Below are 24,685 nucleotides of genomic sequence, written 5' to 3'. Positions count from 1 at the left end.
GTAAACAGGTTCTTAGAACCTGTTTACGATCTCGCGAGCTAGGGCGAGACAAGGCGAAAACGAGCGAAAAAGCGGAATGTACTCGTGGTACATGAGCACTAAGCTCGGTTTCAACGCCCATGTCTATCCATCCCGCCGACGCGCAGCAGATCGTAAACAGGTTCTTAGAACGTGTTTACGATCTCGCGAGCTAAGGCGAGACAAGGCGAAAACGGGCGAAAAAGCGGAATGTACTCGTGGTACATGAGCATTTTGAGCTCGGTTTCAACGCCGTATCGCCGACGCGCAGCAGATCATAAACAGGTTCTTAGCAAAGGCCATAAAAAAACACCGTTCCCCCTTAATCGGGACGAACGGTGCTTTTCTCTTTCCAACGAAACGGACTCAGCGCCAACGCTGGCCGCAACACTCAAATCACGTAATCCTGACCTTCCTGCTTGGCGAACACCGACAGCTTCTTCGGCGTCACATACAGGCTGTCGCCAGGCACTACCGCCAACTCGCGGTAACGCTCCTTGCTCACCGCCGCCTCTATGCTGCGGCCATCAGCCTGCACCAGCTCCACCCGCACAATGGGCCCCACCGCGTGGATATGCTCCACCGTGCCCTGCGCCAGCGCGCCGTCGGCCTGACGCGACAGGTCCAGATCATGCGGGCGCACATAGGCCACCGCCTCGTCGCCGCTGGCCAGGCTCAGCCCTTCCAGCGCATGGGCGTAGCCGCCGATCTGCAACTGGCCGCGCTCGATGCGGCCGTGGAACAGGTTCACATCGCCCAGGAACTGGGTGACGAAGGGGGTGGCCGGGTTTTCGTAGATATCGTCCGGACGGCCCACTTGCTCGATGTGGCCGTGGTCCATCACCACCACCCGGTCCGACACTTCCAGCGCTTCTTCCTGATCATGGGTGACGAACACGCTGGTGATGTGCATGTCGTTGTGCAGATCGCGCAGCCAGCGGCGCAGGTCCTTGCGCACCTTGGCGTCCAGCGCGCCGAAGGGTTCGTCCAGCAACAGCACCTTGGGCTCCACCGCCAGCGAGCGCGCCAGCGCGATGCGCTGACGCTGGCCGCCGGACAGCTGGCCGGGATAGGCGTCCGCCAGCCAGTCCAGCTGCACCATTTTCAGCAGCTGCATCACTTTGTCGCGGATCTCGTCCTTGCCGGGCCGGCTCTTGCGCGGCTTGACGCTGAGGCCGAAGGCCACGTTGTCGAACACCGTCATGTGACGGAACAGCGCGTAATGCTGGAACACGAAACCCACTTCGCGCTCGGCCACGTGGGTGTGAGTGGCGTCGGCGCCGGAAAACAGCACTTGCCCGGCGTCCGGCCGTTCCAGGCCGGCGATGATGCGCAGCAAGGTGGTCTTGCCGCAGCCGGACGGCCCCAGCAGCGCCAGCAGTTCGCCGGCTTCCACGTTGAGGCTGACATTGTCCAGCGCGACGAAGTCGCCGAACTGTTTGCGGATATTGCGGATTTCTATGCTCATGCGGGCTGGTCCTTGGCTATGGCGCGGCCGGCGGCGGCCAGGCGAGCGGCCGCGCTGCGTTCCGCGGCGGCGTCGCTCTGTCGCGCCATCCGCCACTCCACCAGGCTCTTGACGCCCAGGGTGACCAGAGCGAGGAAGGCCAATAGCGAAGCGCAGGCGAAGGCGCCGACGAAGTTGTACTCGTTGTACAGGATTTCCACATGCAGCGGAATGGTATTGGTTTGGCCACGGATATGGCCGGACACCACGCTGACCGCGCCGAATTCCCCCATCGCGCGGGCATTGGTCAGGATCACGCCGTAGAGCAGGCCCCATTTGACATTGGGCAGGGTCACGCGCCAGAAGGTCTGCCAGCCGGAGGCGCCCAAGACCAGCGCCGCCTGCTCCTCGTCCGCGCCTTGGGCCTGCATCAGCGGGATCAGTTCGCGGGCCACGAAGGGGAAGGTGACGAAGACGGTGGCCAGCACGATCCCAGGCACAGCGAAGATCACTTGCAGGCCGTGCTGCTGCAACCAGCCGCCCAGCGCGGTGTTGACGCCGAACAAGAGCACGTACATCAGGCCCGCCACCACCGGCGACACCGCGAACGGCAGATCGATCAGCGTGGTCAGGAAGCTCTTGCCGCGGAATTCGAAACGGGCGATGGCCCAGGCCGCCGCCACGCCGAACACCAGGTTCAGCGGCACGGCGATGACGGCGGCGGTCAGCGTCAGCTTGATCGCCGCCCATGCGTCCGGCTCCACCAGCGCGGCCAGGTACAGGTCCCAGCCCTTGCGGAAGGCTTCCCAGAACACCGCCAGCAGCGGCACCAGCAGGAACAGGAACAGGAAGGCCAGTGCCAGGCCGGTCAGCAGATAGCGCACCGTGCGCGATTCAGTGGTCAGGCTTTGCATGTCATTTACCCGCGCCGTGGCGGCGCGCGGCCCACCATTGGATGAGGTTGATGGCGAACAGGAACAGGAAGGAGATGGCCAGCATCACCAGCGCCACCGCCACCGCGCCGTTCTGGTCGAACTGGTCCAGCTTGGCGGCGATGATCAGCGGGGCGATCTCCGACACCATCGGGATATTGCCGGCGATGAAGATCACCGAGCCGTATTCGCCGGTGGCGCGGGCGAAAGCCATCGCGCCGCCGGTGATCAAGGCCGGCAGCGCCGCCGGGAAGATCACGCGCCGGAAAATGTCCCAGCGCCCGGCGCCCAGGCAGGTGGCGGCTTCTTCCAGCTCGCGCTCCAGGTCTTCCAGCACCGGCTGCACCGTGCGCACCACGAAGGGCAGGCCGATGAAGGTCAGCGCCACGATGATGCCCAGCGGGGTGAACGACACTTTCAGGCCCAGCGGCTCCAGGTATTGGCCTATCCAGCCGTTGGGCGCGTACAGCGTGGTCAGCGCGATGCCGGCCACCGCGGTGGGCAGCGCGAACGGCAGGTCCACCAGCGCGTCTATCAGCCGCTTGCCGGGAAAACGGTAGCGCACCAGCACCCAGGCCACCAGGAAACCGAACAGCAGATTGATCAGCGCGGCGATGCCGGCGGAAACGAAGGACAGGCGGATGGCGGCGGCCACGCGCTCATGGGCCACCGCGTCGACGAAGGCCGCCCAGCCCATGCCATGCGCCGACCACAGCAGCGCGGCGAAGGGCAGCAGCACGATCAGGCCCAGCCAGAACAAGGTGATGCCGAAGGACAGGCCGAAGCCGGGCAGCACCGAGTGGCGCTTATTGATCAGATTGAAGCCGCTGGCCGCCATCACGCGCTCATTTCTTGCTGAAGATCTGGTCGAAGCTGCCGCCGTCGGCGAAGTGCTTCTGATTGACCGCGGCCCAGGAGCCGAACACGCTGGCCACGGTGAAGGTTTTCACCGCCGGGAAGCGGGCGGCGAACTGCTTGGCCACCGCCGGATCTTGCGGACGCAGGTAGTTGTCGGCGGCCAGCTTCTGGCCTTCCGGGCTCCACAGGTATTGCAGATAGGCTTCCGCCTGCTTGCGGCTGCCCTTGCGGTCCACCACCTTGTCCACCACCGACACCGGGTTCTCGGCCAGTACGGACACGCTGGGGTAAACCACTTCGAAGCCGCCGCGGCCGAATTCGCGGGCGATCATTTCCGCCTCGTTCTCGAAGGTCACCAGCACGTCGCCGATCTGGCGCTGCATGAAGGTGGTGGTGGCGGCGCGGCCGCCACCGTCCAGCACCGGCACGTTCTTGAAGATCTTGCCCACCAGCTCGCGGGCCTTGGCTTCGTTGCCGCCCGGCTGTTTCAACGCATAGCCCCAGGCCGCCAGATAGCTGTAGCGGCCGTTGCCGGAAGTCTTGGGATTGGGGATCACCACTTTCAGGCCCGGCTTGGCCAGGTCGCTCCAGTCGCGCACTTGCTGCGGATTGCCCTTGCGCACCAGGAACACGATGGTGGAGGTGAACGGCACCGCGTGGTTGGGCAGGCGGCTGGCCCAGTTGGCCGGCACCAGGCCCTTGCTCGCCAGCAGGTCGATATCGGTGGCCTGGTTCATGGTGATCACGTCGGCGGCCAGGCCGTTGGCCACCGCCAGCGCCTGCTTGCTGGAGCCGCCGTGCGACTGTTGCAGGGTAACGGTTTCGCCGGTCTTGGCCTTATAGGCTTTCTGGAAGGCCGGGTTGTAGTCCTTGTAGAAGTCGCGCATCACGTCATAGGACACATTGAGCAGGGTGGCGTCGGCCAGCGCGGAGCCGGACGCGGCCAGCAGCAGGGCGGCCAGGGCGAGACGGAGCTTCATGGACAGACCTTTTCTTAATGGATGATCGGCGATGTTCCCGACTATACCCAAGGACTGTTATATCCATAAATAATATTGTGAAATACCCTTATCCCTCAATCATCTAATAAAACCGCCTTATTCCCCGCGCATCCGCGCGCTCCCCGGCGCCATGCGCTCCATGCTGGCTCCCCTTCCCGCTTTGGTTTACTCTCAGAGTCAACTCTCTATTCTGGCTCTTGGAAGTTTCCACGATGAACGTCAAAGACTATATGCAACAGGCGGGCAAGGCCGCCCGCAAGGCCAGCCGCGAGCTGGCCCGCGCCGATACCGCGCAGAAGAACCGCGCGCTGCTGGCGATGGCGGACGCCATCCTGCGCGAGCAGGCGCAGCTGCTGGCCGCCAACGCCCAGGACATGGAAGCGGCGCGCAAGGCCGGCCTGGAGCCGGCGCTGCTGGACCGGCTGGCGCTGAACGAAAAAACCATCGCCGGCATGGCCGAAGGCCTGCGCCAGATCGCCGCGCTGCCGGACCCGGTGGGCGAGGTCAGCGAAATGGCCTATCGCCCGTCCGGCATTCAGCTGGGCAAGATGCGGGTGCCGCTGGGCGTGGTGGGCATCATTTACGAGGCGCGGCCCAACGTCACCGCCGACGCCGCCGGCCTGTGCCTGAAATCCGGCAACGCCGCGCTGCTGCGCGGCGGCTCCGAGGCCTTCCACAGCAATCAGGCCATCGCCGCCTGCGTGCACGAGGGCTTGCGCGAAGCCGGCCTGCCGCCGGAGGCGGTGCAGGTGCTGGCCACCACCGACCGCGCCGCGGTGGGCGAGCTGATCACCATGCCGCAATACGTGGACGTGATCGTGCCGCGCGGCGGCAAGGGCCTGATCGCCCGCATCAGCGCCGAGGCGCGGGTGCCAGTGATCAAGCATCTGGACGGCAACTGCCATGTCTACATCGACGACACCGCCAGCCCGGACAAGGCTTTCGACATCGCCTTGAACGCCAAGACCCACCGCTACGGCACGTGCAACACCATGGAAACCCTGCTGGTGCACACCGCCTTCGCGGAATTCATCCTGCCGCGCCTGGCCGAGGCTTATTGGGAAAAAGGCGTGGAGCTGCGCGGCTGCGAGCGCACCCGCGCCATCCTGGGCGACAAGGTATGGCCGGCCAGCGATGAGGACTGGGCCAGCGAATACCTGGCGCCCATCCTGGCCGTCAAGGTGGTCAAGGACCTGGACGACGCCATCGAGCACATCAATCACTGGGGCAGCCATCACACCGACGCCATCGTGTCCGAGGACTACGGCCGCACCCGCCGCTTCCTGCGCGAGGTGGATTCCGCCAGCGTGATGGTCAACGCCTCCACCCGCTTCGCCGATGGTTTCGAATACGGCCTGGGCGCGGAAATCGGCATTTCCACCGACAAGATCCACGCGCGCGGCCCGGTGGGCCTGACCGGCCTGACCAGCCAGAAGTGGATCGTGCTGGGCGACGGCCAGATCCGCTCCTGATCCCGCTGCATCGAAGGCCGCTTGCTTGACCGGCTTTCGCTACGCCGCCGGCCTCGCTGCCGGCGGCGTTTTCATTGATAATCCGCGCTATCACATCTTTCTCATGGCAACCCCGATGCTGACCCTGAAGCAACAAGACCTGGCCGAATTGTCGGCCAAAGCCGCCTGTGCGCCGCGCTTGCGCGCCAACCATAACTTCCACCAGCAATTGGAAGACCCGATCCAGCGCCTGGCCATCGCCATGGAGCCGGACACCTATGTCCGCCCGCATCGCCACGACCACAGCTGGGAGATGCTGATCGCCCTCAGCGGCGCCTTCGAGGTGATCGTGTTCGACGAGGCCGGCGTGGTGCAAAGCCGCCACCGCCTGGGCGAAGACGGCGCCAAGGTGTTCGAAATGCCGGCCAATACCTGGCACTCGGTGGTGTCCTTGCTGCCGGGCAGCGTGGTATTCGAAGTCAAGCACGGCCCCTACCTGCCCTTGCAGCCGCAGAACCAGGCGGCCTGGTCGCCGGCGGAAGGCGCGGAGCAGGTGCCGGCAATGCTGGATTTCCTGCGCCGCGCCCAGCCTGGCCAGCGCTTCGGCGGCTGAGCCCGCGCGCGCTCAAGCGGCCGACCGAATAAGCTTGCCAGCCGCTGCGCCCCTGTTTACCGTGTAGGGCATCTCTTGGGGGCGGGAGGCAAACCATGTTTTGGCATTGGCTGCTGGCAAGCTTGCATCTACTGGCGCTGGGCGCCGGCCTGGCCGCGCTCTGGAGCCGCGCCGGCCTGCTGCGCCAGCAGCAGTTCCCCAACCAGACCCCGCAATTGTTCCGCAGCCATCGCTGGTGGCTGCTGGCGCTGGCGCTGTGGACCGTCAGCGGCCTCGGCCTGCTGGCGCTGAATCCCGCCCGCCTGCAACAACCGCTGTTCATGCTCAAACTGCTGACCCTGGCGCCGCTGCTGCTGCTGGAGATTCGCGCCTCGCGCGGCCTGCTGCGCTGGCAAAGCCAGCTGCGCATCCAGCGCAGCCTGGAACTGCGCGGCGCCGACTCGCTGGCGCGCAGCAGTTATTGGCAAATCTGGCTGCTGCTCGCCATCGTCGGCGAATCCGTGGCGCTGCACGGCTGAGCCTCTGTCTCAAACTCCTTAACACCTGCAACTGGCCTGACTAGAACTTGCGCGCGGCACTGCGTTTCCAAGCTTGATACCGTAGTCCTTCCCGCAAGAAAGCCATGCCCAATCTGATCGAACACTGCAAATCCCTATTACTCCAAGCCACGCTGGGCGTCGCACTGAGCTGCGCCGTGATGCCGGCCCTCGCCAGTCTGAACGACCCCGTCGCCACGCTGAAATCCAAGGCCGAGCCGCCAGCGGTGGCGCGCTGCCTGGAGGACAGCATGCGCAAACTGCGCATTCCCAGCGAATACATCGAGCGCGAGCGTGGCGCCAACGGTGGCGAAGTCGTGCGTCTGACCAACCCCGCCACCAATAAGGACGGCCTGGAAATCAAGATCAAACCGGATGGCGACGCCAGCAAACTGACGGTGAACACCCATGGCCTCAGCTATAGCAAGGCTTGGCGCAAATTGGTCAATAGCTGCGCCCAATCCGGCTAAGAACCTGTTTACGATCTCGCGAGCTAAGGCGAGACAAGGCGAAAATGGCTGAGAAAGCGGAATGTACAAGCGGTACATGAGCATTTCGAAGACGTGTTCAACGCCGTATCGCCGACGCGCAGCAGATCGTAAACAGGTTCTAAGCCCCCGCGCTGTGGATAGCGCTGGCGGCCAGGCCAGTGCTTGTGGATGTTGTGGACAGTCTGTGCACAAATCTGTGGATAAATGGCGTGAATAGCGAAAAACCGCCTGTCGCGCCAAGGACTAGCCTCCGAAGCACCCTGTGCATAACTTAAATGGCCCTGCCCTGCTTGTGTGCAATGTGGATGAACAGGGGACAACTCTGTGGATAAGCACGAGTTCCATGACAAATCCGCCGCAGCGGTTAAACTGGACAAAAAACCTCAGTCGCCAGGAGTCCGCATGGCCAATTACCACCCCAAGTATGAACTGCACTACGCCGCCGGCAAGGCGCTGCGCCAGGCCTGCTCCCGCACCCTGCAAGCGGAAAACCGTCTCAGCGCGCCACGCGACGTGGTCGCCATGGTGGAGCAGACCTCGCAAGGCCGCGTGCCCGGCCTGATTCCGCTGCGCTATAGCCGGATGCAGGTGTCGCCGTTTACTTTCTTCCGCGGCTTCGCGATGATCCAAGCCGCCGATCTGGCCGCCAATCCCAGCAGCGGCCTGAACTTGCAGATCTGCGGCGACGCCCATCTGATGAACTACGGCTTCTTCGCCTCGCCGGAGCGGCAGCTGATCTTCGACATCAACGACTTCGACGAAACCCACCACGGCCCGTGGGAATGGGATTTGAAGCGGCTGGCCGTCAGCCTGGTGCTGGCCGCGCGCGGCCAGGGCTTCAGCGAAAGCCAGGCCCGGGACATGGTGTGCCGCGCCAGCGAGGTCTACCGCCGCCGTGTCAACGAGTACGCGCGCATGGGACAGCTGGAGCTGTGGTACACCAAGGTGGGCTTCGAGCAATTGCTGGAACGCGCGCCCACCGACGCCATTCGCCAGCAAATGCTCAAGCTGTCGGACAAGGCCAGGCATCAGACCCAGGAAAAACTGCTGCCCAAGATGACTGAGCTGGAAGACGGCACGCTGCGGCTGCGCGACAACCCGCCGGTGATCTTCCATCTGCACGACAAGAACACGCTGCTGGACAACGACGACAGCTGGCTGTCCACCAGCGATGCCGAGGCGCTGGTCAAGCCGATGCTGGACAACTACATCACCACCTTGAAAGAAGACCGCCGCCAGTTGCTGGAGCGCTTCCGGTTGGTGGATTGCGCGTTCAAGGTGGTGGGCGTGGGCAGCGTGGGCACCCGCTGTCTGGTGATGCTGTTGCAAGACAATTTCGACCAGCCGCTGTTCCTGCAATTGAAAGAAGCACGGCCCTCGGTGCTGGAGCCCTACACCCAGGCCTGCGTGCACGGCCATCAGGGCAAGCGTGTGGTGTTCGGCCAGCGCCTGATGCAGGCGGCCAGCGATTTGTTCCTGGGTTGGACCACCGGCCCCGCCGGCCGCCATTTCTATGTGCGCCAGTTGCGCGACATGAAAGCGGCACCGTCGCTGGAGGCCTTCACCGCGCCGGAGGCGCTGACCGCTTACGGCCAGGCCTGCGCCTGGGCGCTGGCGCGCGCGCACTCCAAATCCGGCGGCCAAGCCGCCAAACTGGCCGGCTATGTCGGCGACAGCGACAAGCTGGACCAAGCCATCGCCAGCTACGCGCTGGCCTACGCCGACCAGGTGGAAGCGGATTACCAGGTATTCAAGGCCGCCATCGCCAGCGGCCGCCTGCAGGCCCACGACTAAGAACGTGTTTACGCTCTCGCGAGCCAAGGCGAGACAAGGCGAAAACAGCTGAAGAAGCGGAGTGTACAAATGGTACTGAGCATTCTGAAGGTGCTTTCAACGCCGTATCGCCGACACGCGGCTGATCATAAACAGGTTTAAGCCCAAACCCTCGCAAGCGCGCCGCCAGCCCCCCGCTGGCGGCGCGCTTTATTTCGTATTAATACCAATTAATACCAAACCCTTGATCTTGTTGCTTGTAATGTCATAAAACCATACTAGAACAGGCGATAATGCCGGTCCTGTATTTGCCGCCGGCAAAAGCAGGGCCTATAGCCCAAAATTACACATCCACCTTCGAAAAGCGAACATCATGCGGGTCAATACCAGACTGTTCATCATCATGGCGGCCAGCCTGCTGGCCTTGCTCAGCATCGCGACCGTGGCGCTGCTGTCCACCCGCGCCACCCTGGGCCAGGAAAAGCGCGAGCAAATCACCCACCTGCTACGCATGGCCGAAGGCACCATGAGCCACTTCCAGAAACTGGAGGAAAAAGGGCTGCCGCGCGCGGAGGCCCAGAAACAGGCCATCGCCGCTCTCAATGCGCTCAAGGTGGACGATATCTATTTCTTCGGCCGCAATCCGCAGAACGTGGTGATGTTCCACCCAAGCAAGGACAGGGTGGGCAAGGTGGACATGGGCAGCACGCTGCCGGACGGCCGCACCACGGTGGCGGTGTATGAAGAAGCGCTGCAGAAGGACCATTACGGCCTGGTGACGATCCAGACCTCGCGCAAGGGCAGCAAGGAAGAGTTTCCCAAGCTCAACGGCGTGGTGCGCTTCGAGCCCTGGGGCTGGATGGTGGGCACCGGCATCTTCATCGACGACATCGACCAGTTGTTCTGGAGCCAGGCGCGCACGCTGCTGATCATCGCCGTCATCGGCATGATCACGCTGGCGGCGCTGATCTTCCTGGTGTCGCGCAGCATCATGCAATCGCTGGGCGGCGACCCCAATTACGCGGCGCAAGTGGTCAAGGCCATCGCCGACGGCGACCTGGGCACCGACATCGCGGTGCAGGGCCCGCCGCACAGCCTGCTGGCGGCGATGCGCGAGATGCAGTTGAAGCTGCGCCAGATGATAGAGGAAATCCGCCTGGCCGCCTCCAACATCAACCAGGCCAGCCGTCAGCTTTCCAGCGATATGGACAAAGTCCATGACGTGTCCGGCGTCGCCAGTTCTTCCACCAGCTCCGCCGCCGCCGCCATCGAGCAGCTGTCGGTGAGCATCGATCACGTCACCGCCAGCGCCCGCGACACCGAATCCGGCTCGCGCGACACCGTGGAGCTGGCGCGCCAGGGCGAGGCGCTGGCCGCGCAGGCGGCCGACGGCATCCGCAATATCGCCGGCCAGGTGCATAACGCCAGCGATATGGTGGGCAAGCTGGCCGAACGCACGCGCAATATCAGTGGCATCGCCGAAACCATACGCGACATCGCCAACCAGACCAATCTGCTGGCACTGAACGCGGCGATCGAGGCGGCGCGCGCCGGCGAAATGGGCCGCGGCTTCGCGGTGGTGGCCGACGAAGTGCGCAAGCTGGCGGAACGCACCGCCACCGCCACCGATGAGATTTCCACCATCGTGCAGGCCGTGGTTAGCGAAACCGGCAGCGTGTCCAGCCAGATGGACGACATCCGCCCGGCGGTGGAGGGCGGCGTGGAGCAGGTGCAGCAGGCGGCCCAGACGCTGGACGCCATCAGCAAGCAGGCCAGCCAGGCGCTGGAGCATGTGCACAATGTGGTGGTGGCGATGGGCGAGCAGAGCCAGGCCGGCACCAATATCGCCGGGAACGTCGAGCAAGTGGCCGGCGTGGTGGAGGAAACCCAGAACTCGGTCAGCAACGCGGTGCAGGCGGTGCGCGCCATCGACCAGCAGGCCGACACCCTGCAGCAGACCGTGGGCCGTTTCCGCCTATAAACGTTCTCCCGCCTCGCATCCCAAAGCCCCGCTCCGCCGGGGCTTTTTGCCGCTCAATAACCTGTTTGCGACCTCGCGAGCTTGGGCGAGACAAGGCGTTGCGGCGGAGAAAACCGAGTGCGCACACGGCAGCTGAGCATCTCGAACGCCGGGCTTGCTCTCCCGCCCCTCCCTGATGGCATAATGACCGCAGAGCAAACGCTCCAAAAAATAAAACAAAGCCACGGACAGACAGACCCAAACATGCAAACAATAATGCGCAAGCGCATCGGGAGAGACTCATGTCCCAGGCCACCATCCCGGCGGAACTCGCCGAATGGCTGATCCAGCAGAATGTTCGTGACGTAGAACTGGCGTTCGCCGACGTGCACGGTTTTGCCCGCGGCAAGACCCTGCCGGCCAAGGCCTTCATCAAGGGGCAGCCGCTGCGCATCGCGCGCGCGGTGCCCATCCAAAGCTGCGTTGGCGAATTTCCGGACTACCGCTACTACGGCGAGCACGATCCGGACGTGACCCTGGTCCCCGACTTCGCCACCCTGCGCCAGGTGCCGTGGGCCACCACTCCGCGCGCCAGCGTGATCTGCGATTGCGTGGACCACGACGGCAGCCTGGCGCCGCTGGCGCCGCGCTCGGCCCTCAAAGCGGTGCTGGCGCGCTACGCCGCGCGCGGCTGGACGCCGGTGGTGGCGCCGGAGCTGGAGTTCTACATCTTCGCCGCCCACGGCGATCCACAACAGCCATTTCAGCCGCCGACGCTGCGCAGCGGCCGCCGCGAGGCCGGCTTCGACTCCTTCAGCTTTTCCTCGCTCAACGATCTGGAAGCCTATTTCGACGATCTGTACCGCGCCTGCGAAATGCTGGGCATCGCCACCGATACCTTTGTCCACGAGATGGGTCCCAGTCAGTTCGAGATCAACCTCAAGCATGGCGATGCGCTGGCGCTGGCCGACCAGACCTTTCTGTTCAAGACCGCGCTGAAGGAGATCGGCAATCGCCACGGCCTCAGCGTGGTGTGCATGGCCAAACCGCTGCCAGGCCAGCCGGGCAGTTCGATGCATTTGCACCAGAGCGTGGTGGATCAGCACGGCGACAATGTGTTCAGCCGCGCCGACGGCGAGGCGTCCGAGGAGTTTCACGGCTTCATCGCCGGCCTGCAGCGCTATCTGCCGGAACTGATGCCGCTATTCTGCCCCAGCCCCAATTCCTACCGCCGCTTCGTCAAGGGCATGGCCGCGCCGGTCAATCTGAGCTGGGGTCTGGATAACCGTTCGGTGGGCCTGCGGGTGCCGGTGTCCGGTCCGGAAGGGCGCCGCGTGGAAAACCGGCTGCCCGGCTGCGACGCCAATCCCTATCTGTCGCTGGCCGCCAGCCTGGGCGCCGGCCTGCTCGGCATGGAAGGCCGGCTGCGGCCCAGCGAGCCCGCCTGCGGCAATGTGTTCAAGAGCGAGCGCGCCAGCCTGCCCAGCACGCTGGACGCCGCCTGCGAGGCGATGGCCGCCGGCGAAGCCGCCAAGCAGTTGTTCGGTGCCGAATTCAGCGCCGCCTATCTGGCGGTGAAGGAGGTGGAGCTGACTCACTACCATAGCCAGATTACGCCGTGGGAGCGTCAATACCTGGGCCTGCTGGCCTGAAAACCCGTTGACCAATGCAAACAGGCCCGCTGATGCGGGCCTGTTTGATTGTCTCGCGCCAAGCGCCTCAGTTGCGGCTCAGCAGCAGCCGCCGCGCCAGCAACTCTATCGCTTCTTCGCGGCTGACCGGCACGCTGCCGCGGTATTGCTCGGCCACGATCCACTTCTCCACCGCGGCGCGGTCGCCGCGCGCGGCTTTCAGCAAGACGCCGAACGCCACCCCGGTGGTATGCTCGGGCGGCTCCACGCTACGAATCTGGGTATTCAGCGCATACACCTTGTCCTCGGCGCGCGCGCGTTTTTCCGGACGCGGTCCGCGGCGCGAATACAGCACCCAGGCCAGCAAAGCCAGCAGACAGCCGCCGATGATCAATAAAAATACCGCCATTCCCATCAAACCTTTAATCAGATAATCGAATTGTAAAACGCCGTCCCGCCCCATCGTCAACGGCCGCGCGCCAAGCGGCGGCGCGGCTTGCTTCAAGTCAAACCCCAACCAGGCAAACTTGGCCTATATCGCCGGCCGCGATATGCTGTCCCAATAAGAGCGGCTAACCAAGCCCTGATGCTGCGTTGCGCCGACTTGCCGCACTCAAGTGCCGCCTGCGTCGGAGCGCCTTGCCTGAGGTTTTGTTAGCGGCGCCAAGCCCCATCGTCTCACTGCCACAAAGGACATAAGGACATGTACCAACACATCATCGCCGCGCTGGACGGCAGCAGCAATTCCGACAAGGCGCTACAAGAAGCCATCCGCGTCGCCAAGTTCTGCAAAGCCAGCCTGACCCTGTTCCATATCGCCAGCCTGCGCGACCTGGCGGTGGAAGGCGTCGGCCTGCTCGGCACCCATGAGCTGCACGACCAAGCCTTCCGCGACGGCAACCGTGTGCTGGAGCAGGCGCGCAAGCAAGCGGTCGAAGCCGGCGTCGCCCAAGTGCAGATCCACATGGCGGAAAGCTGGGACGGCGGCACCGATATGGCGGAACTGCTGGTGCGCTACGCTGACAGCCACCAGGCCGGCTTGATCGTGCTCGGCACCCATGGCCGCAGCGGCATCGCGCATCTGCTGTTGGGCAGCTTCGCCCAGAACCTGCTGCGCCGCGCCAACTGTCCGGTGATGGTGTTGCGCAGCGAGCAGAGCGAATTCGGCCAAGTCGAATGATAGACGCCGCGCGCGGGTTTGGCGATGCCCTTGTCATCCGACATCGCCCCGCGCCGGCAGGTATCAGCGCTTGAGCGCGTAGACGAAAAATTCGCGGTTGCCGTCGCCGCCGGTGATCGGGCTGTCAAACCACTTCAGCACTTCGAAGCCCTGTTCCCCCACCGCCTGGCGGATCTTGTCCTGCACCCGCGGGTACAAGCTCTCGTCACGCACGATGCCGCCCTTGGCCAAGCCCTCGCGGCCCACTTCGAACTGCGGCTTCACTAGGCTGAGCAAATGCCCGCCCGGACGAATCAGCGGCAAGGCCGATGGCAGTACCAGGGTCAGCGAGATGAAGGACACATCGCACACCATCAGATCGAAGGGCAGGCCGTCGTTGGCCGCCAGCAAGGCGGCATGGTCCAGCGCCCTGGCGTTCACCCCTTCGAAATAGCGTATCCGCTCATCGGCGCGCAGCCGCGCATGCAATTGATCGTGGCCGACATCCACGCCCACCACCCGCTGCGCGCCCTGCTGCAACAAGCAATCGCTGAAACCACCGGTGGACTGGCCCACATCCAGCGCCAGCGCGCCGCGCGGGTTGAAACCGGAAACCTCCAGCGCGCCCAGCATCTTCAAGCCACCGCGCGACACGAAGCGGTCGGCCGGGTCGGCGGTGATGTCGAAACGGCTGTCCGGCGCGCACTTCTGGCTGGGCTTGCTCACCGGCGCGCCATCGCAACGGACCCGTCCGGCGGCGATCAGATTCTGCGCCGCCGTGCGCGACACCGCCAGCCCCAGTTCCACCAGCAATACATCCACTCGCGTCATCGCTCCCTCCCACGCAAAGCCAAAAACCGCACAGACTGGCAAGCGCTCCGCCCGCTGTCAAGCCGTGGCCATGATCTCACCGTGCGGTCATGGCGCCAACCGCGCTAGAATCGCTACATGCCAATCCGGCCCGCCGTCGCTCCAGGCGCCGGCAGCCTCTAGCGGAGACATGATGGATACACATCAACTGGAAGCGCGCGAAGTGCGCGCGCTGGGCGCCCTGGTGGAAAAACAGGCGCTGACCCCGGACGCCTATCCGATGACCCTGAACGGTCTGGCCTCGGCCTGCAATCAACTGACCAGCCGCGAACCGGTGATGCAGTTGTCCGAAGCCGACCTCAGCGCGGCGCTGGACAGCCTGATCGCCAGGAAACTGGTGGCCGAGCGGCTGCCGGCCGGCAGCCGGGTGGCCAAGTACGAGCACAGGCTCAATTATGAATGGAATATAGAAGGCGCGCGGCTGGCGGCGCTGGCGCTATTGATGCTGCGCGGGCCGCAGACCGCGGCGGAAATCCGCACCCGCTCCGGCCGCATCTACGGCTTCAGCGGCGTGGAGGAAGTGGAAACCGCGCTCAATGCGCTGGCCGACAAATATCCGCCGCTGGTGCTGAAACTGGAACGCCAGCCCGGCGAGCGCGAAGCGCGCTGGGCCCATTTGCTCAGCGGCGAGCCGCAGCTGTTGCCCAGTGCCGTCGACAATGGTTGCGGGGTGATCGAGGTGGGCATTGCCGGCCGCGTCGCCGCGCTGGAAGCGGAAGTGGCCGCCCTCAAGACCCGGCTGCTGGAGCTGGAAAATCTGCTGGCCAGTGAATAATTCACCTGCGAATATTTGCGTGCGCGCAGAACTTGTTATTTAAATAGCGGTCACTTCCCTTATTGTCGAACTCACCCAAGAGAAGTGACCCTATGAAAATCCTGTCCTTCAGCGCCGCAGCGCTGCTCGCGCTGACCGCCACCGCCCACGCCGCCGATTACAACTTCATCGCCGGCAAGGATTTCCAGCAGTTCAGCCGCACTCCGCAAGGCGCCGGCCTGGGCCTGTCCATCGATTACCTGAACAGCGACCACAACGGCAATGCCGGCGGCGCCGGCCTGGAGTTTGCGTTTCCGCTGGGCCCGGTGACCCTGGCCGCCGGCGGCAAGCTGATGGGGCTCAACCCCAGCAGCGGCTCCGGCACCGCCGCCCTGCTCGGCGGCCGCGCCAATATCCAGCTGGCGCCCAAGGTCAGCCTCTACGGCCAGGCCTATTACGGCGGCGACAGCATGGCCAGCGGCAGCGTCAAGAATGTCAGCGACCTCGCCGCCGGCGTGCGCTGGAACCCTATCGGCCCGTTCACCGTGGAAGCCGGCTACCGTTATTTCGATATCGAGCGCAAGAATAGCGACCGCAACCGCCGCCTGGCGGACGGCATGTATATCGGCGCCGGTTTCACCTTTTAAACCAGCACTGCGCCACGAAAAACAGCCCCGCATTGCGGGGCTGTTGTTTGTTGCGGCTCATTCGGCGCGGCTCGCTTCGAACACCGCGTAAGTCTTGCACGCCGGCTCCAGCACCTGCCAGGTGCCGACGAAGCCAGCGGGGATCACGAAGTGATCGCCCTGCGTCAACTCCACGCTGTTCCCGGCCTCGTCGCTGACGCGCACCCGGCCCTGCAGCAGCGTGCAGAACTCATGCTCGCTATAACGCACTTTCCAGCAGCCCAGCCCGCCGCTCCAGATGCCGGCGTGGAACTGACCGCTGGGATCGGAATAGTGGTTGGCCACAGTTTGCCGGCATTCGCCGGCGACGCGGCGATCCTCGGCCGCCACAAAAGATTCCACCGCCACATCGTGGCGCTGGAACACAATGATATCGCTGGCCTGCTTCATCGCTCTACCCTCCATTTCTGTTTGATATTTTTAACACAATGCCATGAAGCAGACAGGATATTCAACTCCCTACCGATTCAATCGCCGCGCCGCCGGCCACATCGCCGCGCACAGCAACACCATCGCCAAGGGCTGGTACCAGGCATGCGGCTGATACGCCGCGCCAAGCAAGCCCAGGCCGCCGGCGATCAGCAGGCGCTTTTTCAGCTTGCCGTTGAGATCGGTGTCGGCGTCGGCTTTGTCGGGGTTTTGTTGATCTTGTTCGCGCATGGTCCGTGGGGCTAGAGAAATGTGCAGCACATGGTTGAAAACACTGCTAAAATGTCGGGTTCGTCAAAATTGGGTAACCCGAGTGGCTGCATAATACTCAAGTTTAGCCACTTGTCTTGATGTTTGGGAGAATTTATATGGCAATTGAACGCACCTTGTCCATCGTTAAGCCGGACGCCGTTGGTAAAAACGTCATCGGCAAAATCTACGATCGTTTCGAATCCGCCGGCCTGAAAATCGTGGCCGCCAAGATGAAGCAACTGTCGCGCGCCGAAGCCGAAGGCTTCTACGCCGTGCACAAAGAGCGTCCGTTCTTCAAGGACCTGGTTGACTTCATGGTATCCGGCCCGGTGATGATTCAGGCGCTGGAAGGCGAAAACGCCGTGCTGAAGAACCGTGAACTGATGGGCGCGACCGATCCGAAGAAAGCTGAAGCCGGCACCATCCGCGCCGATTTCGCCGACTCCATCGACGCTAACGCCGTGCATGGTTCCGACAGCGTGGAAAACGCCGCGATCGAAGTGGCTTATTTCTTTGCTGCATCCGAGATCAGCGCCCGCTAATCTCAAATAGTACTCAGTTGTTGCGCAGCCCGCCGCTAGCGGCGGGCTGCTGCGCGAGGCGGTCGTCCACGCCGCCTCTGCTTTTCCCGAGGAATGCATGAAAACCAACCTGCTCGACTTCAATCTGGATCAACTCACCCGGCACTTCGCCGAAATGGGCGAGAAGCCGTTTCGCGCCAAGCAAGTGATGCGCTGGATGCACCAGATGGCGGAAGACGATTTCGACGCGATGACCGACCTGGCCAAGAGCCTGCGCGCCAAGTTGCACGAACGCGCGGAAGTGAAGGTTCCCTCGCTGATGACCGGGCAGGCGTCCAGTGATGGCACCCGCAAGTGGCTGCTCGACGTCGGTACCGGCAATGGCGTCGAAACCGTATTCATCCCCGAGGATGAACGCGGCACCTTGTGCGTGTCATCCCAGGTTGGCTGTGCGCTGGAGTGCACGTTTTGCTCCACCGGCCGCCAGGGTTTCAACCGCAACCTGTCCACCGCCGAAATCATCGGCCAGCTATGGTGGGCCAACAAGGCGATGGGCGTCACGCCCAAGAACGAGCGCGTGGTGTCCAATGTGGTGATGATGGGCATGGGCGAGCCGCTGGCCAACTTCGACAATGTGGTCAGCGCGATGCAGATCATGCTGGACGACCATGGCTATGGCCTGTCGCGCCGGCGGGTGACGTTGTCCACTTCCGGCCTGGTGCCGCAGATGGACCGCTTGCGCGAAGAGTGCCCGGTGGCGCTGGCGGTGTCCCTGCACGCGCCCAACGACGCCATCCGCGACGTGATCGTGCCGATCAACAAGAAATACCCGCTGGCGCAACTGATGGCCGCATGCCAGCGTTATCTGGAAAAAGCGCCGCGCGACTTCATCACTTTCGAGTATGTGATGCTTGACGGTGTCAACGATAGGCCGGAACATGCTCGCCAACTGCTGGAGCTGGTGCGGGACGTGCCGTGCAAGTTCAATCTGATACCGTTCAATCCGTTTCCGAACTCCGGTTACGAGCGCTCCAGCAATAACGCGATTCGCGCGTTCCGCGAAATCTTGCAGGAACGCGGTTATGTGGTGACGGTGCGGAAAACCCGTGGCGACGACATCGACGCCGCCTGTGGCCAGTTGGCCGGCCAGGTGATGGACAAGACCCGCCGTCAGGCCAAGTGGATGCAGATCGTAGAGGACAACAAGCAATGACGATACGGCAAATGGGGTTGATGGCCTGCTTATGGATGGCTGCAAGTTCAACCGCATTTGCCGCCGATCCCGGCACCTCGCGCGAACTGGCGACGATACGCAGCCAGCTGGCCGTCGAATACGCCAAGATCGGCAATTACAAAGTGGCGCTCGAAACGGCGGATCAGGCCGTGGCCGCGGATGCGGCCTATGTGCCCGCCTATGTGTCGCGGGCCTATGTGCTGACCCTGTTGCGCGAGGATGGGCCGGCGGAGGCCAATTACCTCAAGGCCCTGCAACTGGATCCCAGCAGTCCCGAGGCCAATAATAATTACGGTTTGTTCCTGTGTGATCGAAACCGGCCCCAAGATTCCTTGTCCTATTTTCAGAAAGCGCTGGCCAACCCGCTGTATGATTCGCCGCAAACCGCTTATTTGAATTTGGGGCACTGCAGCGCCAAGATGGGCAATAAGGAACAAGCCAATGATTATTTGCTGGCGGCACTGCGCGCCGCGCCCAATTTCGCGCCGGCGTTGCGGGAATTAGCACAGTTGCATCTTGGGCTGGGTAATGCCAAATTGGCTGCTTTCTATTTCGAACGGATGGGCAAGGGAGCTGCGCTGCAAGCCGACGACTTATGGCTTGGGGTGCAGATTGGGCGTGCCAGCGGCAACAGGGTTTTGGAAAGTGAAAGTTCCGCCGCGCTCAAGAACCGCTATCCGGATTCCAAAGAAACACAACTGCTGTTGAGTGGAAGCTGAGGATGGAGCAACAATTCGAACAACAGGGACAGCCGGCGGACGCGCGCGTCGGCGCTCGGCTGAAAGCCGCTCGCGAAGCGGCTGGCATGGGTTTGGGGGAGGTCGCGGATCGCTTGAAATTGTCGATGCGGCAATTGGAGGCGATTGAACGCGACGATTTTGCGATTTTGCCGGGCGCAACCTTTGTGCGCGGCTTCGTGCGCAACTATGCCCGCTTTCTGCAGATCGACCCCGAGCCGTTGATGCACGCGCTGGATAGGCAATTTCCTTCCGCGGTCAACGACGTCGCCAACCTGGTGCGTGATGGTGGTCACGATAGTCAGCCGCAACCGACGGAAACGCTGGAGTCTTCGGGTGGTGGCGGATCGTCTGGGAAATGGATCATCGCCTTGCTGGTGCTGGCGGCTTTGGGTGGCGGCGTGGCCTGGCTGGCCAGCAATCACGAAAGCGACAGCCGACAAGCTGGAGGCGAGTCCTCTGTCCCGTTGGCTAGCGAACTGGCCTCCGCGCCATCCGGTGAGTCCTCCGCACCGATGTTGGCGATCGACGCGCCGGCGTCCACGCCGGTAGTCGCGCCAGTAGCGGTTCCGGCCTCAGCACCGCAGGCGGTGAAAATCGTCAACGCGGCCAGCGCGCCCGTCCAGTCGGCGCCGGCGGCCAAGCCACAGGCCAGCGCCGCGGCGGCGGCCAGCGGCAAGCTGGTGCTGACGGTCAAGGACGCCGAGGCCTGGGTGTCGGTAGTGGATGCCACCGGCAAAAAGCTGGTGTTCCAGACGCTGCAGCCGGGCAGCACCCAGGAAGCGGTCGGCACGCCACCGTTCAAGCTGGTGATCGGCAATGCCGCGCAAGTGGTGGTGAATTTCAATGGCCAAGCGGTGGACCTCTCGGACAAGATCCGCGGCACCACGGCAAAGCTGGAACTCAAGTAATTCAAGGTAGCGAATGGATAGCGTGAACATCGCGCGACGCCCCACTCTGCAGGCTAGGGTGGGGCATGTCATTGTAGGTTCGGACGCGCCGGTGGTGGTGCAGTCGATGACCAATACCGATACCGCCGACGTGGCGGCCACGGTGCGGCAGGTGATGGAACTGGCCGAGGCCGGTTCGGAGCTGGTGCGCATTACCGTCAATTCGCCGGAGGCGGCGGCCAAGGTGGCGGAAATCCGTCAGCGCCTGGACGACGCCGGCTGTGCGGTTCCCTTGGTCGGCGATTTCCATTTCAATGGCGATCGCCTGCTGAGAGAGTATCCGGATTGCGCGCGCGCGCTGGCCAAGTACCGGATCAATCCGGGCAATGTCGGCAAGGGCGCCAAGGGCGACGACAAATTCGCCTTCATGATCCGCACCGCCATCGAATACGGCAAACCGGTGCGCATCGGCGTTAACTGGGGCAGCCTGGACCAGGCCTTGCTGGCGCGGATGATGGACGCCAACAATCGCGTCGCTCAGCCCTTGCCCCTGGAGCAACTGATGCGCGAGGCCTTGATCGTTTCCGCGCTGGAATCGGCCGACAAGGCGATGGAGTTGGGCCTGCCGGCCGAGCAGATCCTGCTGTCCTGCAAGGTCAGCAATGTGCAGGATCTGATTACCGTATACCGCGACCTGGGCAGCCGCTGCAATTTCCCGCTACACCTGGGCCTGACTGAGGCCGGCATGGGCTCGAAAGGCATCGTCGCGTCCAGCGCCGCGCTGGCGATCTTGCTGCAGCAAGGCATAGGCGACACCATCCGCATCTCGCTGACGCCGCAGCCGGGCGAGGCGCGCACCAAGGAAGTGGTGGTGGCGCAGGAACTGCTGCAAACCATGGGCCTGCGCAGCTTTACCCCGCTGGTGACCGCTTGTCCGGGCTGCGGCCGTACCACCAGCACCTTCTTTCAGGAACTGGCGGATCAGATCCAGAACCATCTGCGCACGCAGATGCCAGTGTGGCGTTTGCAATATCCGGGCGTGGAGGACATGAAGGTGGCGGTGATGGGCTGCGTGGTCAACGGCCCGGGGGAAAGCAAGCTGGCCGATATCGGCATCTCGCTGCCCGGCACCGGCGAAGTGCCGGTGGCGCCGGTTTACGTCGACGGCCAAAAGGATGTTACCCTCAAGGGCGACAACATCGCCGCCGAGTTCACGGCCCTGGTTGATCGCTATGTGGAAAGCCGCTACGGCGAAGGCGGCGTCAAGCGTCGCGAGGGCGGCAGCCGTACTATCCCGATTCGTCCGGTAGGCGTTTGAGCGCGTTTGGCGCAATGACCGGGCACTGATTCAAGCGATATACAAGAAAACAAGCAATGGCACAAAAATATCAAGCGGTCAAAGGCATGAATGACGTGCTGCCGGCCGAGTCCTATCAGTGGGAGTTCTTTGAAGGCAAGCTGCGCGAGCTGCTGGCCGACTACGGCTACCAGAACATCCGCACTCCCATTGTCGAAACCACCCCGCTCTTCGTCCGCGCCATCGGCGAAGTCACCGATGTGGTGGAGAAGGAGATGTACACCTTCATCGACAGCCTGAACGGCGACAGCCTGACCTTGCGCCCCGAAGGCACCGCCGGCACCCTGCGCGCGGTGGTCGAGCACAACCTTCTGTACAATGCCACCCAGAAACTATGGTATATGGGGCCGATGTTCCGCCATGAGCGTCCGCAGAAGGGTCGCTATCGTCAGTTCCATCAAATGGGCGTGGAAGCGCTGGGTTTCGCCGGTCCGGACATCGACGCCGAAATCATCGCGATGACCGCGGACTTGTGGCGTCGTCTGGGCCTGTCCCAGTATGTGCGTCTGGAAATCAACTCGCTGGGCAATCAGGAAGAACGCGCAGCTCATCGCCAGGCGCTGATCGCCTATCTTGAGCAGCATGTGGACATCCTGGACGAAGACGGTAAGCGCCGCATGTACAGCAACCCGCTGCGGGTGCTGGACACCAAGAACCCGGCGCTGCAACAGATGGCCGATGGCGCGCCCAAGCTGTCCGACTACCTGGGCGAAGCGTCGCGCGCGCATTACGAAGGTTGGAAGGCGATGATCCGCGAACTGGGCGTCGACTTCGTCGAGAACCCGCGGCTGGTGCGCGGGCTCGACTACTACAATCAGTCGGTGTTCGAATGGGTGACCAATGAGCTGGGCGCGCAAGGCACCGTTTGCGCCGGCGGTCGTTACGATGGTCTGATCGAGCAACTGGGCGGCAAGTCCGCTGCCGGCATCGGTTTTGGCATGGGCTTGGAGCGCGTGGTGCTGTTGCTGCAGGACAAGCAACTGCTGCCGGCGCAGCGCAGTGTCGATGTCTACCTGGTGAACCAGGGCGAAGGCGCGGCCTTGTATGCGATGAAGCTGGCGCAAAGCCTGCGCGCCGCTGGTCTATCCGTGGTGCAGCACTTGGGCGAGGGCAGTTTCAAGTCGCAAATGAAAAAAGCCGATGGCTGCGGCGCGCAGTTCGCCGTCATCGTCGGCGAGAATGAAATCAAAACTGGTCAGGCGGTGATCAAGGCGCTGCGCGCCGAGATCGAGCAACAAACCGTGGCGGCGGATGCGGTTGCCGCCGTGTTGACCTCGCTGAAAGCTTAAGGGAGAGGGGCGCAATGGCGTTCGACTTGCAGGAACAAGAACAGATTGATTCGATCAAGGCCTTCTGGCAGCAGTGGGGCAAGCTGATTGCCGGCGTGCTGGCCGCGTCGGCGATCGCCTACCTGGGTTTCAAAGGCTATCGCTATTACCAGGAAGACCAGGCGCAAAAAGCCGCCGCCGCTTACGAGAACGTGGATGCGGCGGTGACGGCCAAGGATATCGCCAAGCTGAAGTCGGCGGTCACTCTGCTGCAGAACGACTTCGGTTCCACTGCGTACGCCACCCGTGGTTCGCTGATCCTGGCCAAGGCCGCTTTCGACAAGAGCGACCTCGCGCTGGCCAAGAGCCAGCTGGAATGGGTGCTGGCCAATAGCAAGGATGTATCGGTGAGCGCCATCGCCCGCCTGCGTCTGGCCTCGCTGCTGCTGGATCAGAAAACCTACGACGCGGCGATCGCCGAACTGAACAAGGAGCATCCGGCTGGTTTCGACGCGCTGTTCCTGGATTTGAAGGGCGATGTGCTGGTCGCCAAGGGCGATGCCGCCGCCGCGCGCGACGCTTATAAATCCGCTTTGGCCAAACTGGTGGGCGACTCTCCGAACCGCCAGTTCATCCAGACCAAACTCGACGCGCTGGGAGGCTGATCGCATGCGCCGCCAATTGTTGCTTACCGCTGTGCTGTCCACTTCCTTGCTGGCCGGCTGCGCCAGCTGGTTTGAGAGCAATAGCCAGTTCAAGCCCACGCCGCTGGTCACGATCAAGCCCTTGCAGGGGCTGGAGGTCAAATGGACCGCGGGTCAGGCCGCGCCGGCCGCAGGTTTCCTGCCGGTCTACGCCAACGGCCTGGTGGTGAGCGCCGACGCCGACGGCCGCGTGCGCAGCATAGACGCGCTCAGCGGTCGCGTCAGCGCCGATGTGGATCTCAAGCGCAAGTTGAGCGCCGGCGTGGCCGTGGCCGGCGACACGGTGCTGGTGGGTACCCAGGACGCCAAGCTGCTGGCCGTGGAGCGTGCCAGCGGCAAGGTATTGTGGCAGCAGCCGCTGACCAGTTTGATGTTGGAAGCTCCGCAAGTGGCCGGCGACATGGTGCTGGTGCGTACTAACGACGCGCGGCTGACCGGCTTCTCCCTGGCCGAAGGCGGCAAGCAACTGTGGTCCAGCGGCAATGTGCTGCCACAGCTGACCGTGCGCAATAATGGCTCGATGCAGGCGGTGGGCAAGGAAGCGGTGATGGTGGGGCAGGCCGGCGGCCGTCTCGACATCATCAATCCGCAAACCGGCAATCCGCTGTGGCAGGGCGCGGTGGCCAATCCGCGCGGCGCCACCGAGTTGGAGCGCATGACCGATGTGACCTCGCGGCCGGTGTTCGACGGCGGCCAGGTGTGCGCCGTCGCCTACCAGGGGCGCGTGGCCTGCTTCGAGGCGCGTTCCGGCAATCTGCTGTGGGCGCGTGAGATCTCTTCCAGCCGCGGCCTGGCCGTGGATGGCCGCAATGTCTACGTGACCGCGGAAGATGGTTCGGTGTGGGCGTTTGATCGCGGCACCGGCCGCAATCTCTGGAAAACCGACGACCTGAAATATCGGGACGTCACCGGACCCGCGCTGTTGGGCCGCTTCGTGCTGGTTGGAGATGGCGAAGGTTACGCCCATCTGCTATCCAATGAGAGCGGCAGCATCGTGGGCCGAGTCAAGGTCGGGTCCGGCCTGGCCAATCAACCGGTATCGCTGGGTTCGTCCGCCTTGATGCAAGGCAAGGACGGCCGCCTGGCGCTGCTGACTTTGGGATAAAAAAGCAG

26 protein-coding genes are annotated in these 24,685 nt (G+C 63.4%); 18 read left to right on the top strand and 8 right to left on the bottom strand.

The window, feature by feature from the left end:
• Positions 1-409 precede the first annotated feature (409 nt).
• From LQT98_RS09790 to LQT98_RS09775, 4 genes are read right to left on the bottom strand one after another with little or no spacing between them, the layout of a single operon-like run.
• The gene (locus tag LQT98_RS09790) at positions 410-1,486 is read right to left on the bottom strand and encodes a sulfate/molybdate ABC transporter ATP-binding protein (RefSeq protein ID WP_231462168.1); all 1,077 of its coding nucleotides are present in this window, start codon (positions 1,484-1,486) and stop codon (positions 410-412) included.
• The gene (gene cysW / locus LQT98_RS09785) at positions 1,483-2,379 is read right to left on the bottom strand and encodes a sulfate ABC transporter permease subunit CysW (RefSeq protein WP_048408326.1); all 897 of its coding nucleotides are present in this window, start codon (positions 2,377-2,379) and stop codon (positions 1,483-1,485) included. Before cysW ends, LQT98_RS09790 begins: the two co-directional genes overlap by 4 nt.
• A gap of 1 nt (position 2,380) precedes the next feature.
• Complete coding sequence (gene cysT / locus LQT98_RS09780) at positions 2,381-3,235, bottom strand: sulfate ABC transporter permease subunit CysT (RefSeq protein ID WP_048408327.1); 855 nt, start codon at positions 3,233-3,235, stop codon at positions 2,381-2,383.
• Between the two features lie 7 nt (positions 3,236-3,242).
• Positions 3,243-4,235, bottom strand: a complete 993-nt coding sequence (locus LQT98_RS09775; RefSeq protein ID WP_048408328.1) for a sulfate ABC transporter substrate-binding protein — start codon at positions 4,233-4,235, stop codon at positions 3,243-3,245.
• A 233-nt stretch (positions 4,236-4,468) separates the two neighbouring features.
• Here LQT98_RS09775 and LQT98_RS09770 point away from each other — a divergent pair, with 233 nt between their 5' ends.
• From LQT98_RS09770 to LQT98_RS09740, 7 genes are all read left to right on the top strand, one after another.
• Complete coding sequence (locus LQT98_RS09770; protein ID WP_048408329.1) at positions 4,469-5,728, top strand: glutamate-5-semialdehyde dehydrogenase; 1,260 nt, start codon at positions 4,469-4,471, stop codon at positions 5,726-5,728.
• A gap of 115 nt (positions 5,729-5,843) precedes the next feature.
• Positions 5,844-6,320: a WbuC family cupin fold metalloprotein gene (locus LQT98_RS09765; protein ID WP_231462167.1), complete on the top strand. Its 477-nt coding sequence runs from the start codon at positions 5,844-5,846 to the stop codon at positions 6,318-6,320.
• 95 nt (positions 6,321-6,415) lie between these two features.
• Positions 6,416-6,838: a DUF2214 family protein gene (locus LQT98_RS09760; RefSeq protein WP_231462166.1), complete on the top strand. Its 423-nt coding sequence runs from the start codon at positions 6,416-6,418 to the stop codon at positions 6,836-6,838.
• Between the two features lie 104 nt (positions 6,839-6,942).
• Positions 6,943-7,326: a hypothetical protein gene (locus LQT98_RS09755; protein WP_048408331.1), complete on the top strand. Its 384-nt coding sequence runs from the start codon at positions 6,943-6,945 to the stop codon at positions 7,324-7,326.
• 423 nt (positions 7,327-7,749) lie between these two features.
• Positions 7,750-9,141, top strand: coding sequence for a DUF2252 domain-containing protein (locus LQT98_RS09750; RefSeq protein WP_231462165.1), 1,392 nt, complete (start codon positions 7,750-7,752; stop codon positions 9,139-9,141).
• A 352-nt stretch (positions 9,142-9,493) separates the two neighbouring features.
• Positions 9,494-11,101, top strand: coding sequence for a methyl-accepting chemotaxis protein (locus LQT98_RS09745; RefSeq protein WP_048408333.1), 1,608 nt, complete (start codon positions 9,494-9,496; stop codon positions 11,099-11,101).
• 281 nt (positions 11,102-11,382) lie between these two features.
• Complete coding sequence (locus tag LQT98_RS09740) at positions 11,383-12,732, top strand: glutamine synthetase family protein (protein ID WP_231462164.1); 1,350 nt, start codon at positions 11,383-11,385, stop codon at positions 12,730-12,732.
• 67 nt (positions 12,733-12,799) lie between these two features.
• Here LQT98_RS09740 and LQT98_RS09735 read toward each other — a convergent pair whose 3' ends face one another.
• On the bottom strand, positions 12,800-13,120 hold the full coding sequence (locus LQT98_RS09735) for a hypothetical protein (RefSeq protein ID WP_048408429.1): 321 nt from the start codon (positions 13,118-13,120) through the stop codon (positions 12,800-12,802).
• A gap of 294 nt (positions 13,121-13,414) precedes the next feature.
• Here LQT98_RS09735 and LQT98_RS09730 point away from each other — a divergent pair, with 294 nt between their 5' ends.
• Complete coding sequence (locus LQT98_RS09730; RefSeq protein ID WP_048408335.1) at positions 13,415-13,891, top strand: universal stress protein; 477 nt, start codon at positions 13,415-13,417, stop codon at positions 13,889-13,891.
• 63 nt (positions 13,892-13,954) lie between these two features.
• Here the strand turns inward: LQT98_RS09730 and LQT98_RS09725 are convergent, their stop codons facing one another.
• Positions 13,955-14,701, bottom strand: a complete 747-nt coding sequence (locus LQT98_RS09725; protein WP_231462163.1) for a TlyA family RNA methyltransferase — start codon at positions 14,699-14,701, stop codon at positions 13,955-13,957.
• A 172-nt stretch (positions 14,702-14,873) separates the two neighbouring features.
• Between LQT98_RS09725 and LQT98_RS09720 the strand changes: the two genes are divergently transcribed.
• Entirely contained in the window at positions 14,874-15,515 is a 642-nt protein-coding gene (locus LQT98_RS09720) for a YceH family protein (RefSeq protein ID WP_231462162.1), read from the top strand.
• Between the two features lie 92 nt (positions 15,516-15,607).
• Positions 15,608-16,141 (top strand): YfaZ family outer membrane protein, encoded by a 534-nt coding sequence (locus tag LQT98_RS09715; RefSeq protein ID WP_048408338.1) that lies wholly within the window; start codon positions 15,608-15,610, stop codon positions 16,139-16,141.
• A 57-nt stretch (positions 16,142-16,198) separates the two neighbouring features.
• Here LQT98_RS09715 and LQT98_RS09710 read toward each other — a convergent pair whose 3' ends face one another.
• Positions 16,199-16,570, bottom strand: a complete 372-nt coding sequence (locus tag LQT98_RS09710) for a cupin domain-containing protein (protein ID WP_231462160.1) — start codon at positions 16,568-16,570, stop codon at positions 16,199-16,201.
• 69 nt (positions 16,571-16,639) lie between these two features.
• Positions 16,640-16,840 (bottom strand): hypothetical protein, encoded by a 201-nt coding sequence (locus LQT98_RS09705; protein ID WP_231462158.1) that lies wholly within the window; start codon positions 16,838-16,840, stop codon positions 16,640-16,642.
• A gap of 137 nt (positions 16,841-16,977) precedes the next feature.
• Here LQT98_RS09705 and ndk point away from each other — a divergent pair, with 137 nt between their 5' ends.
• The 8 genes from ndk (at position 16,978) to bamB (ending at position 24,677) form a co-directional block, all read left to right on the top strand.
• Positions 16,978-17,403 carry a nucleoside-diphosphate kinase gene (ndk, locus tag LQT98_RS09700; RefSeq protein ID WP_048409044.1) on the top strand — a complete coding sequence of 142 codons (426 nt, stop codon included), beginning with the start codon at positions 16,978-16,980 and terminating at the stop codon, positions 17,401-17,403.
• 97 nt (positions 17,404-17,500) lie between these two features.
• Positions 17,501-18,595: a 23S rRNA (adenine(2503)-C(2))-methyltransferase RlmN gene (gene rlmN / locus LQT98_RS09695; protein WP_231462157.1), complete on the top strand. Its 1,095-nt coding sequence runs from the start codon at positions 17,501-17,503 to the stop codon at positions 18,593-18,595.
• A complete protein-coding gene (gene pilW, locus LQT98_RS09690) occupies positions 18,592-19,335 on the top strand; it encodes a type IV pilus biogenesis/stability protein PilW (protein WP_231462156.1) in 744 nt (247 codons plus the stop codon). Before rlmN ends, pilW begins: the two co-directional genes overlap by 4 nt.
• A 2-nt stretch (positions 19,336-19,337) precedes the next feature.
• Entirely contained in the window at positions 19,338-20,264 is a 927-nt protein-coding gene (locus LQT98_RS09685; protein ID WP_231462155.1) for a RodZ domain-containing protein, read from the top strand.
• Positions 20,265-20,277: 13 nt separating this feature from the next.
• Positions 20,278-21,561, top strand: coding sequence for a flavodoxin-dependent (E)-4-hydroxy-3-methylbut-2-enyl-diphosphate synthase (gene ispG / locus LQT98_RS09680; RefSeq protein WP_231462154.1), 1,284 nt, complete (start codon positions 20,278-20,280; stop codon positions 21,559-21,561).
• A 56-nt stretch (positions 21,562-21,617) separates the two neighbouring features.
• On the top strand, positions 21,618-22,889 hold the full coding sequence (gene hisS / locus LQT98_RS09675) for a histidine--tRNA ligase (RefSeq protein WP_231462153.1): 1,272 nt from the start codon (positions 21,618-21,620) through the stop codon (positions 22,887-22,889).
• A gap of 14 nt (positions 22,890-22,903) precedes the next feature.
• On the top strand, positions 22,904-23,533 hold the full coding sequence (locus LQT98_RS09670) for a YfgM family protein (RefSeq protein WP_048409039.1): 630 nt from the start codon (positions 22,904-22,906) through the stop codon (positions 23,531-23,533).
• Between the two features lie 4 nt (positions 23,534-23,537).
• Positions 23,538-24,677 carry an outer membrane protein assembly factor BamB gene (gene bamB, locus LQT98_RS09665; RefSeq protein WP_048409038.1) on the top strand — a complete coding sequence of 380 codons (1,140 nt, stop codon included), beginning with the start codon at positions 23,538-23,540 and terminating at the stop codon, positions 24,675-24,677.
• The last annotated feature ends 8 nt before the right edge of the window (positions 24,678-24,685 follow it).

Origin of the sequence: Chromobacterium aquaticum, from assembly GCF_021129195.1 — a bacterium.
Taxonomy (GTDB): Bacteria; Pseudomonadota; Gammaproteobacteria; order Burkholderiales; family Chromobacteriaceae; genus Chromobacterium; species Chromobacterium aquaticum.
Note: the sequence above shows the minus strand (reverse complement) of the source record. Positions and strands in the feature narration are given on the sequence as shown.

What these genes read in the sequence shown, in the direction of transcription:
- LQT98_RS09790 (WP_231462168.1), bottom strand. Translation starts at nt 1,486, where the DNA reads ATGAGCATAGAAATCCGCAATATCCGCAAACAGTTCGGCGACTTCGTC.
- cysW (WP_048408326.1), bottom strand. Translation starts at nt 2,379, where the DNA reads ATGCAAAGCCTGACCACTGAATCGCGCACGGTGCGCTATCTGCTGACC.
- cysT (WP_048408327.1), bottom strand. Translation starts at nt 3,235, where the DNA reads ATGGCGGCCAGCGGCTTCAATCTGATCAATAAGCGCCACTCGGTGCTG.
- LQT98_RS09775 (WP_048408328.1), bottom strand. Translation starts at nt 4,235, where the DNA reads ATGAAGCTCCGTCTCGCCCTGGCCGCCCTGCTGCTGGCCGCGTCCGGC.
- LQT98_RS09770 (WP_048408329.1), top strand. Translation starts at nt 4,469, where the DNA reads ATGAACGTCAAAGACTATATGCAACAGGCGGGCAAGGCCGCCCGCAAG.
- LQT98_RS09765 (WP_231462167.1), top strand. Translation starts at nt 5,844, where the DNA reads ATGCTGACCCTGAAGCAACAAGACCTGGCCGAATTGTCGGCCAAAGCC.
- LQT98_RS09760 (WP_231462166.1), top strand. Translation starts at nt 6,416, where the DNA reads ATGTTTTGGCATTGGCTGCTGGCAAGCTTGCATCTACTGGCGCTGGGC.
- LQT98_RS09755 (WP_048408331.1), top strand. Translation starts at nt 6,943, where the DNA reads ATGCCCAATCTGATCGAACACTGCAAATCCCTATTACTCCAAGCCACG.
- LQT98_RS09750 (WP_231462165.1), top strand. Translation starts at nt 7,750, where the DNA reads ATGGCCAATTACCACCCCAAGTATGAACTGCACTACGCCGCCGGCAAG.
- LQT98_RS09745 (WP_048408333.1), top strand. Translation starts at nt 9,494, where the DNA reads ATGCGGGTCAATACCAGACTGTTCATCATCATGGCGGCCAGCCTGCTG.
- LQT98_RS09740 (WP_231462164.1), top strand. Translation starts at nt 11,383, where the DNA reads ATGTCCCAGGCCACCATCCCGGCGGAACTCGCCGAATGGCTGATCCAG.
- LQT98_RS09735 (WP_048408429.1), bottom strand. Translation starts at nt 13,120, where the DNA reads ATGGCGGTATTTTTATTGATCATCGGCGGCTGTCTGCTGGCTTTGCTG.
- LQT98_RS09730 (WP_048408335.1), top strand. Translation starts at nt 13,415, where the DNA reads ATGTACCAACACATCATCGCCGCGCTGGACGGCAGCAGCAATTCCGAC.
- LQT98_RS09725 (WP_231462163.1), bottom strand. Translation starts at nt 14,701, where the DNA reads ATGACGCGAGTGGATGTATTGCTGGTGGAACTGGGGCTGGCGGTGTCG.
- LQT98_RS09720 (WP_231462162.1), top strand. Translation starts at nt 14,874, where the DNA reads ATGGATACACATCAACTGGAAGCGCGCGAAGTGCGCGCGCTGGGCGCC.
- LQT98_RS09715 (WP_048408338.1), top strand. Translation starts at nt 15,608, where the DNA reads ATGAAAATCCTGTCCTTCAGCGCCGCAGCGCTGCTCGCGCTGACCGCC.
- LQT98_RS09710 (WP_231462160.1), bottom strand. Translation starts at nt 16,570, where the DNA reads ATGAAGCAGGCCAGCGATATCATTGTGTTCCAGCGCCACGATGTGGCG.
- LQT98_RS09705 (WP_231462158.1), bottom strand. Translation starts at nt 16,840, where the DNA reads ATGCGCGAACAAGATCAACAAAACCCCGACAAAGCCGACGCCGACACC.
- ndk (WP_048409044.1), top strand. Translation starts at nt 16,978, where the DNA reads ATGGCAATTGAACGCACCTTGTCCATCGTTAAGCCGGACGCCGTTGGT.
- rlmN (WP_231462157.1), top strand. Translation starts at nt 17,501, where the DNA reads ATGAAAACCAACCTGCTCGACTTCAATCTGGATCAACTCACCCGGCAC.
- pilW (WP_231462156.1), top strand. Translation starts at nt 18,592, where the DNA reads ATGACGATACGGCAAATGGGGTTGATGGCCTGCTTATGGATGGCTGCA.
- LQT98_RS09685 (WP_231462155.1), top strand. Translation starts at nt 19,338, where the DNA reads ATGGAGCAACAATTCGAACAACAGGGACAGCCGGCGGACGCGCGCGTC.
- ispG (WP_231462154.1), top strand. Translation starts at nt 20,278, where the DNA reads ATGGATAGCGTGAACATCGCGCGACGCCCCACTCTGCAGGCTAGGGTG.
- hisS (WP_231462153.1), top strand. Translation starts at nt 21,618, where the DNA reads ATGGCACAAAAATATCAAGCGGTCAAAGGCATGAATGACGTGCTGCCG.
- LQT98_RS09670 (WP_048409039.1), top strand. Translation starts at nt 22,904, where the DNA reads ATGGCGTTCGACTTGCAGGAACAAGAACAGATTGATTCGATCAAGGCC.
- bamB (WP_048409038.1), top strand. Translation starts at nt 23,538, where the DNA reads ATGCGCCGCCAATTGTTGCTTACCGCTGTGCTGTCCACTTCCTTGCTG.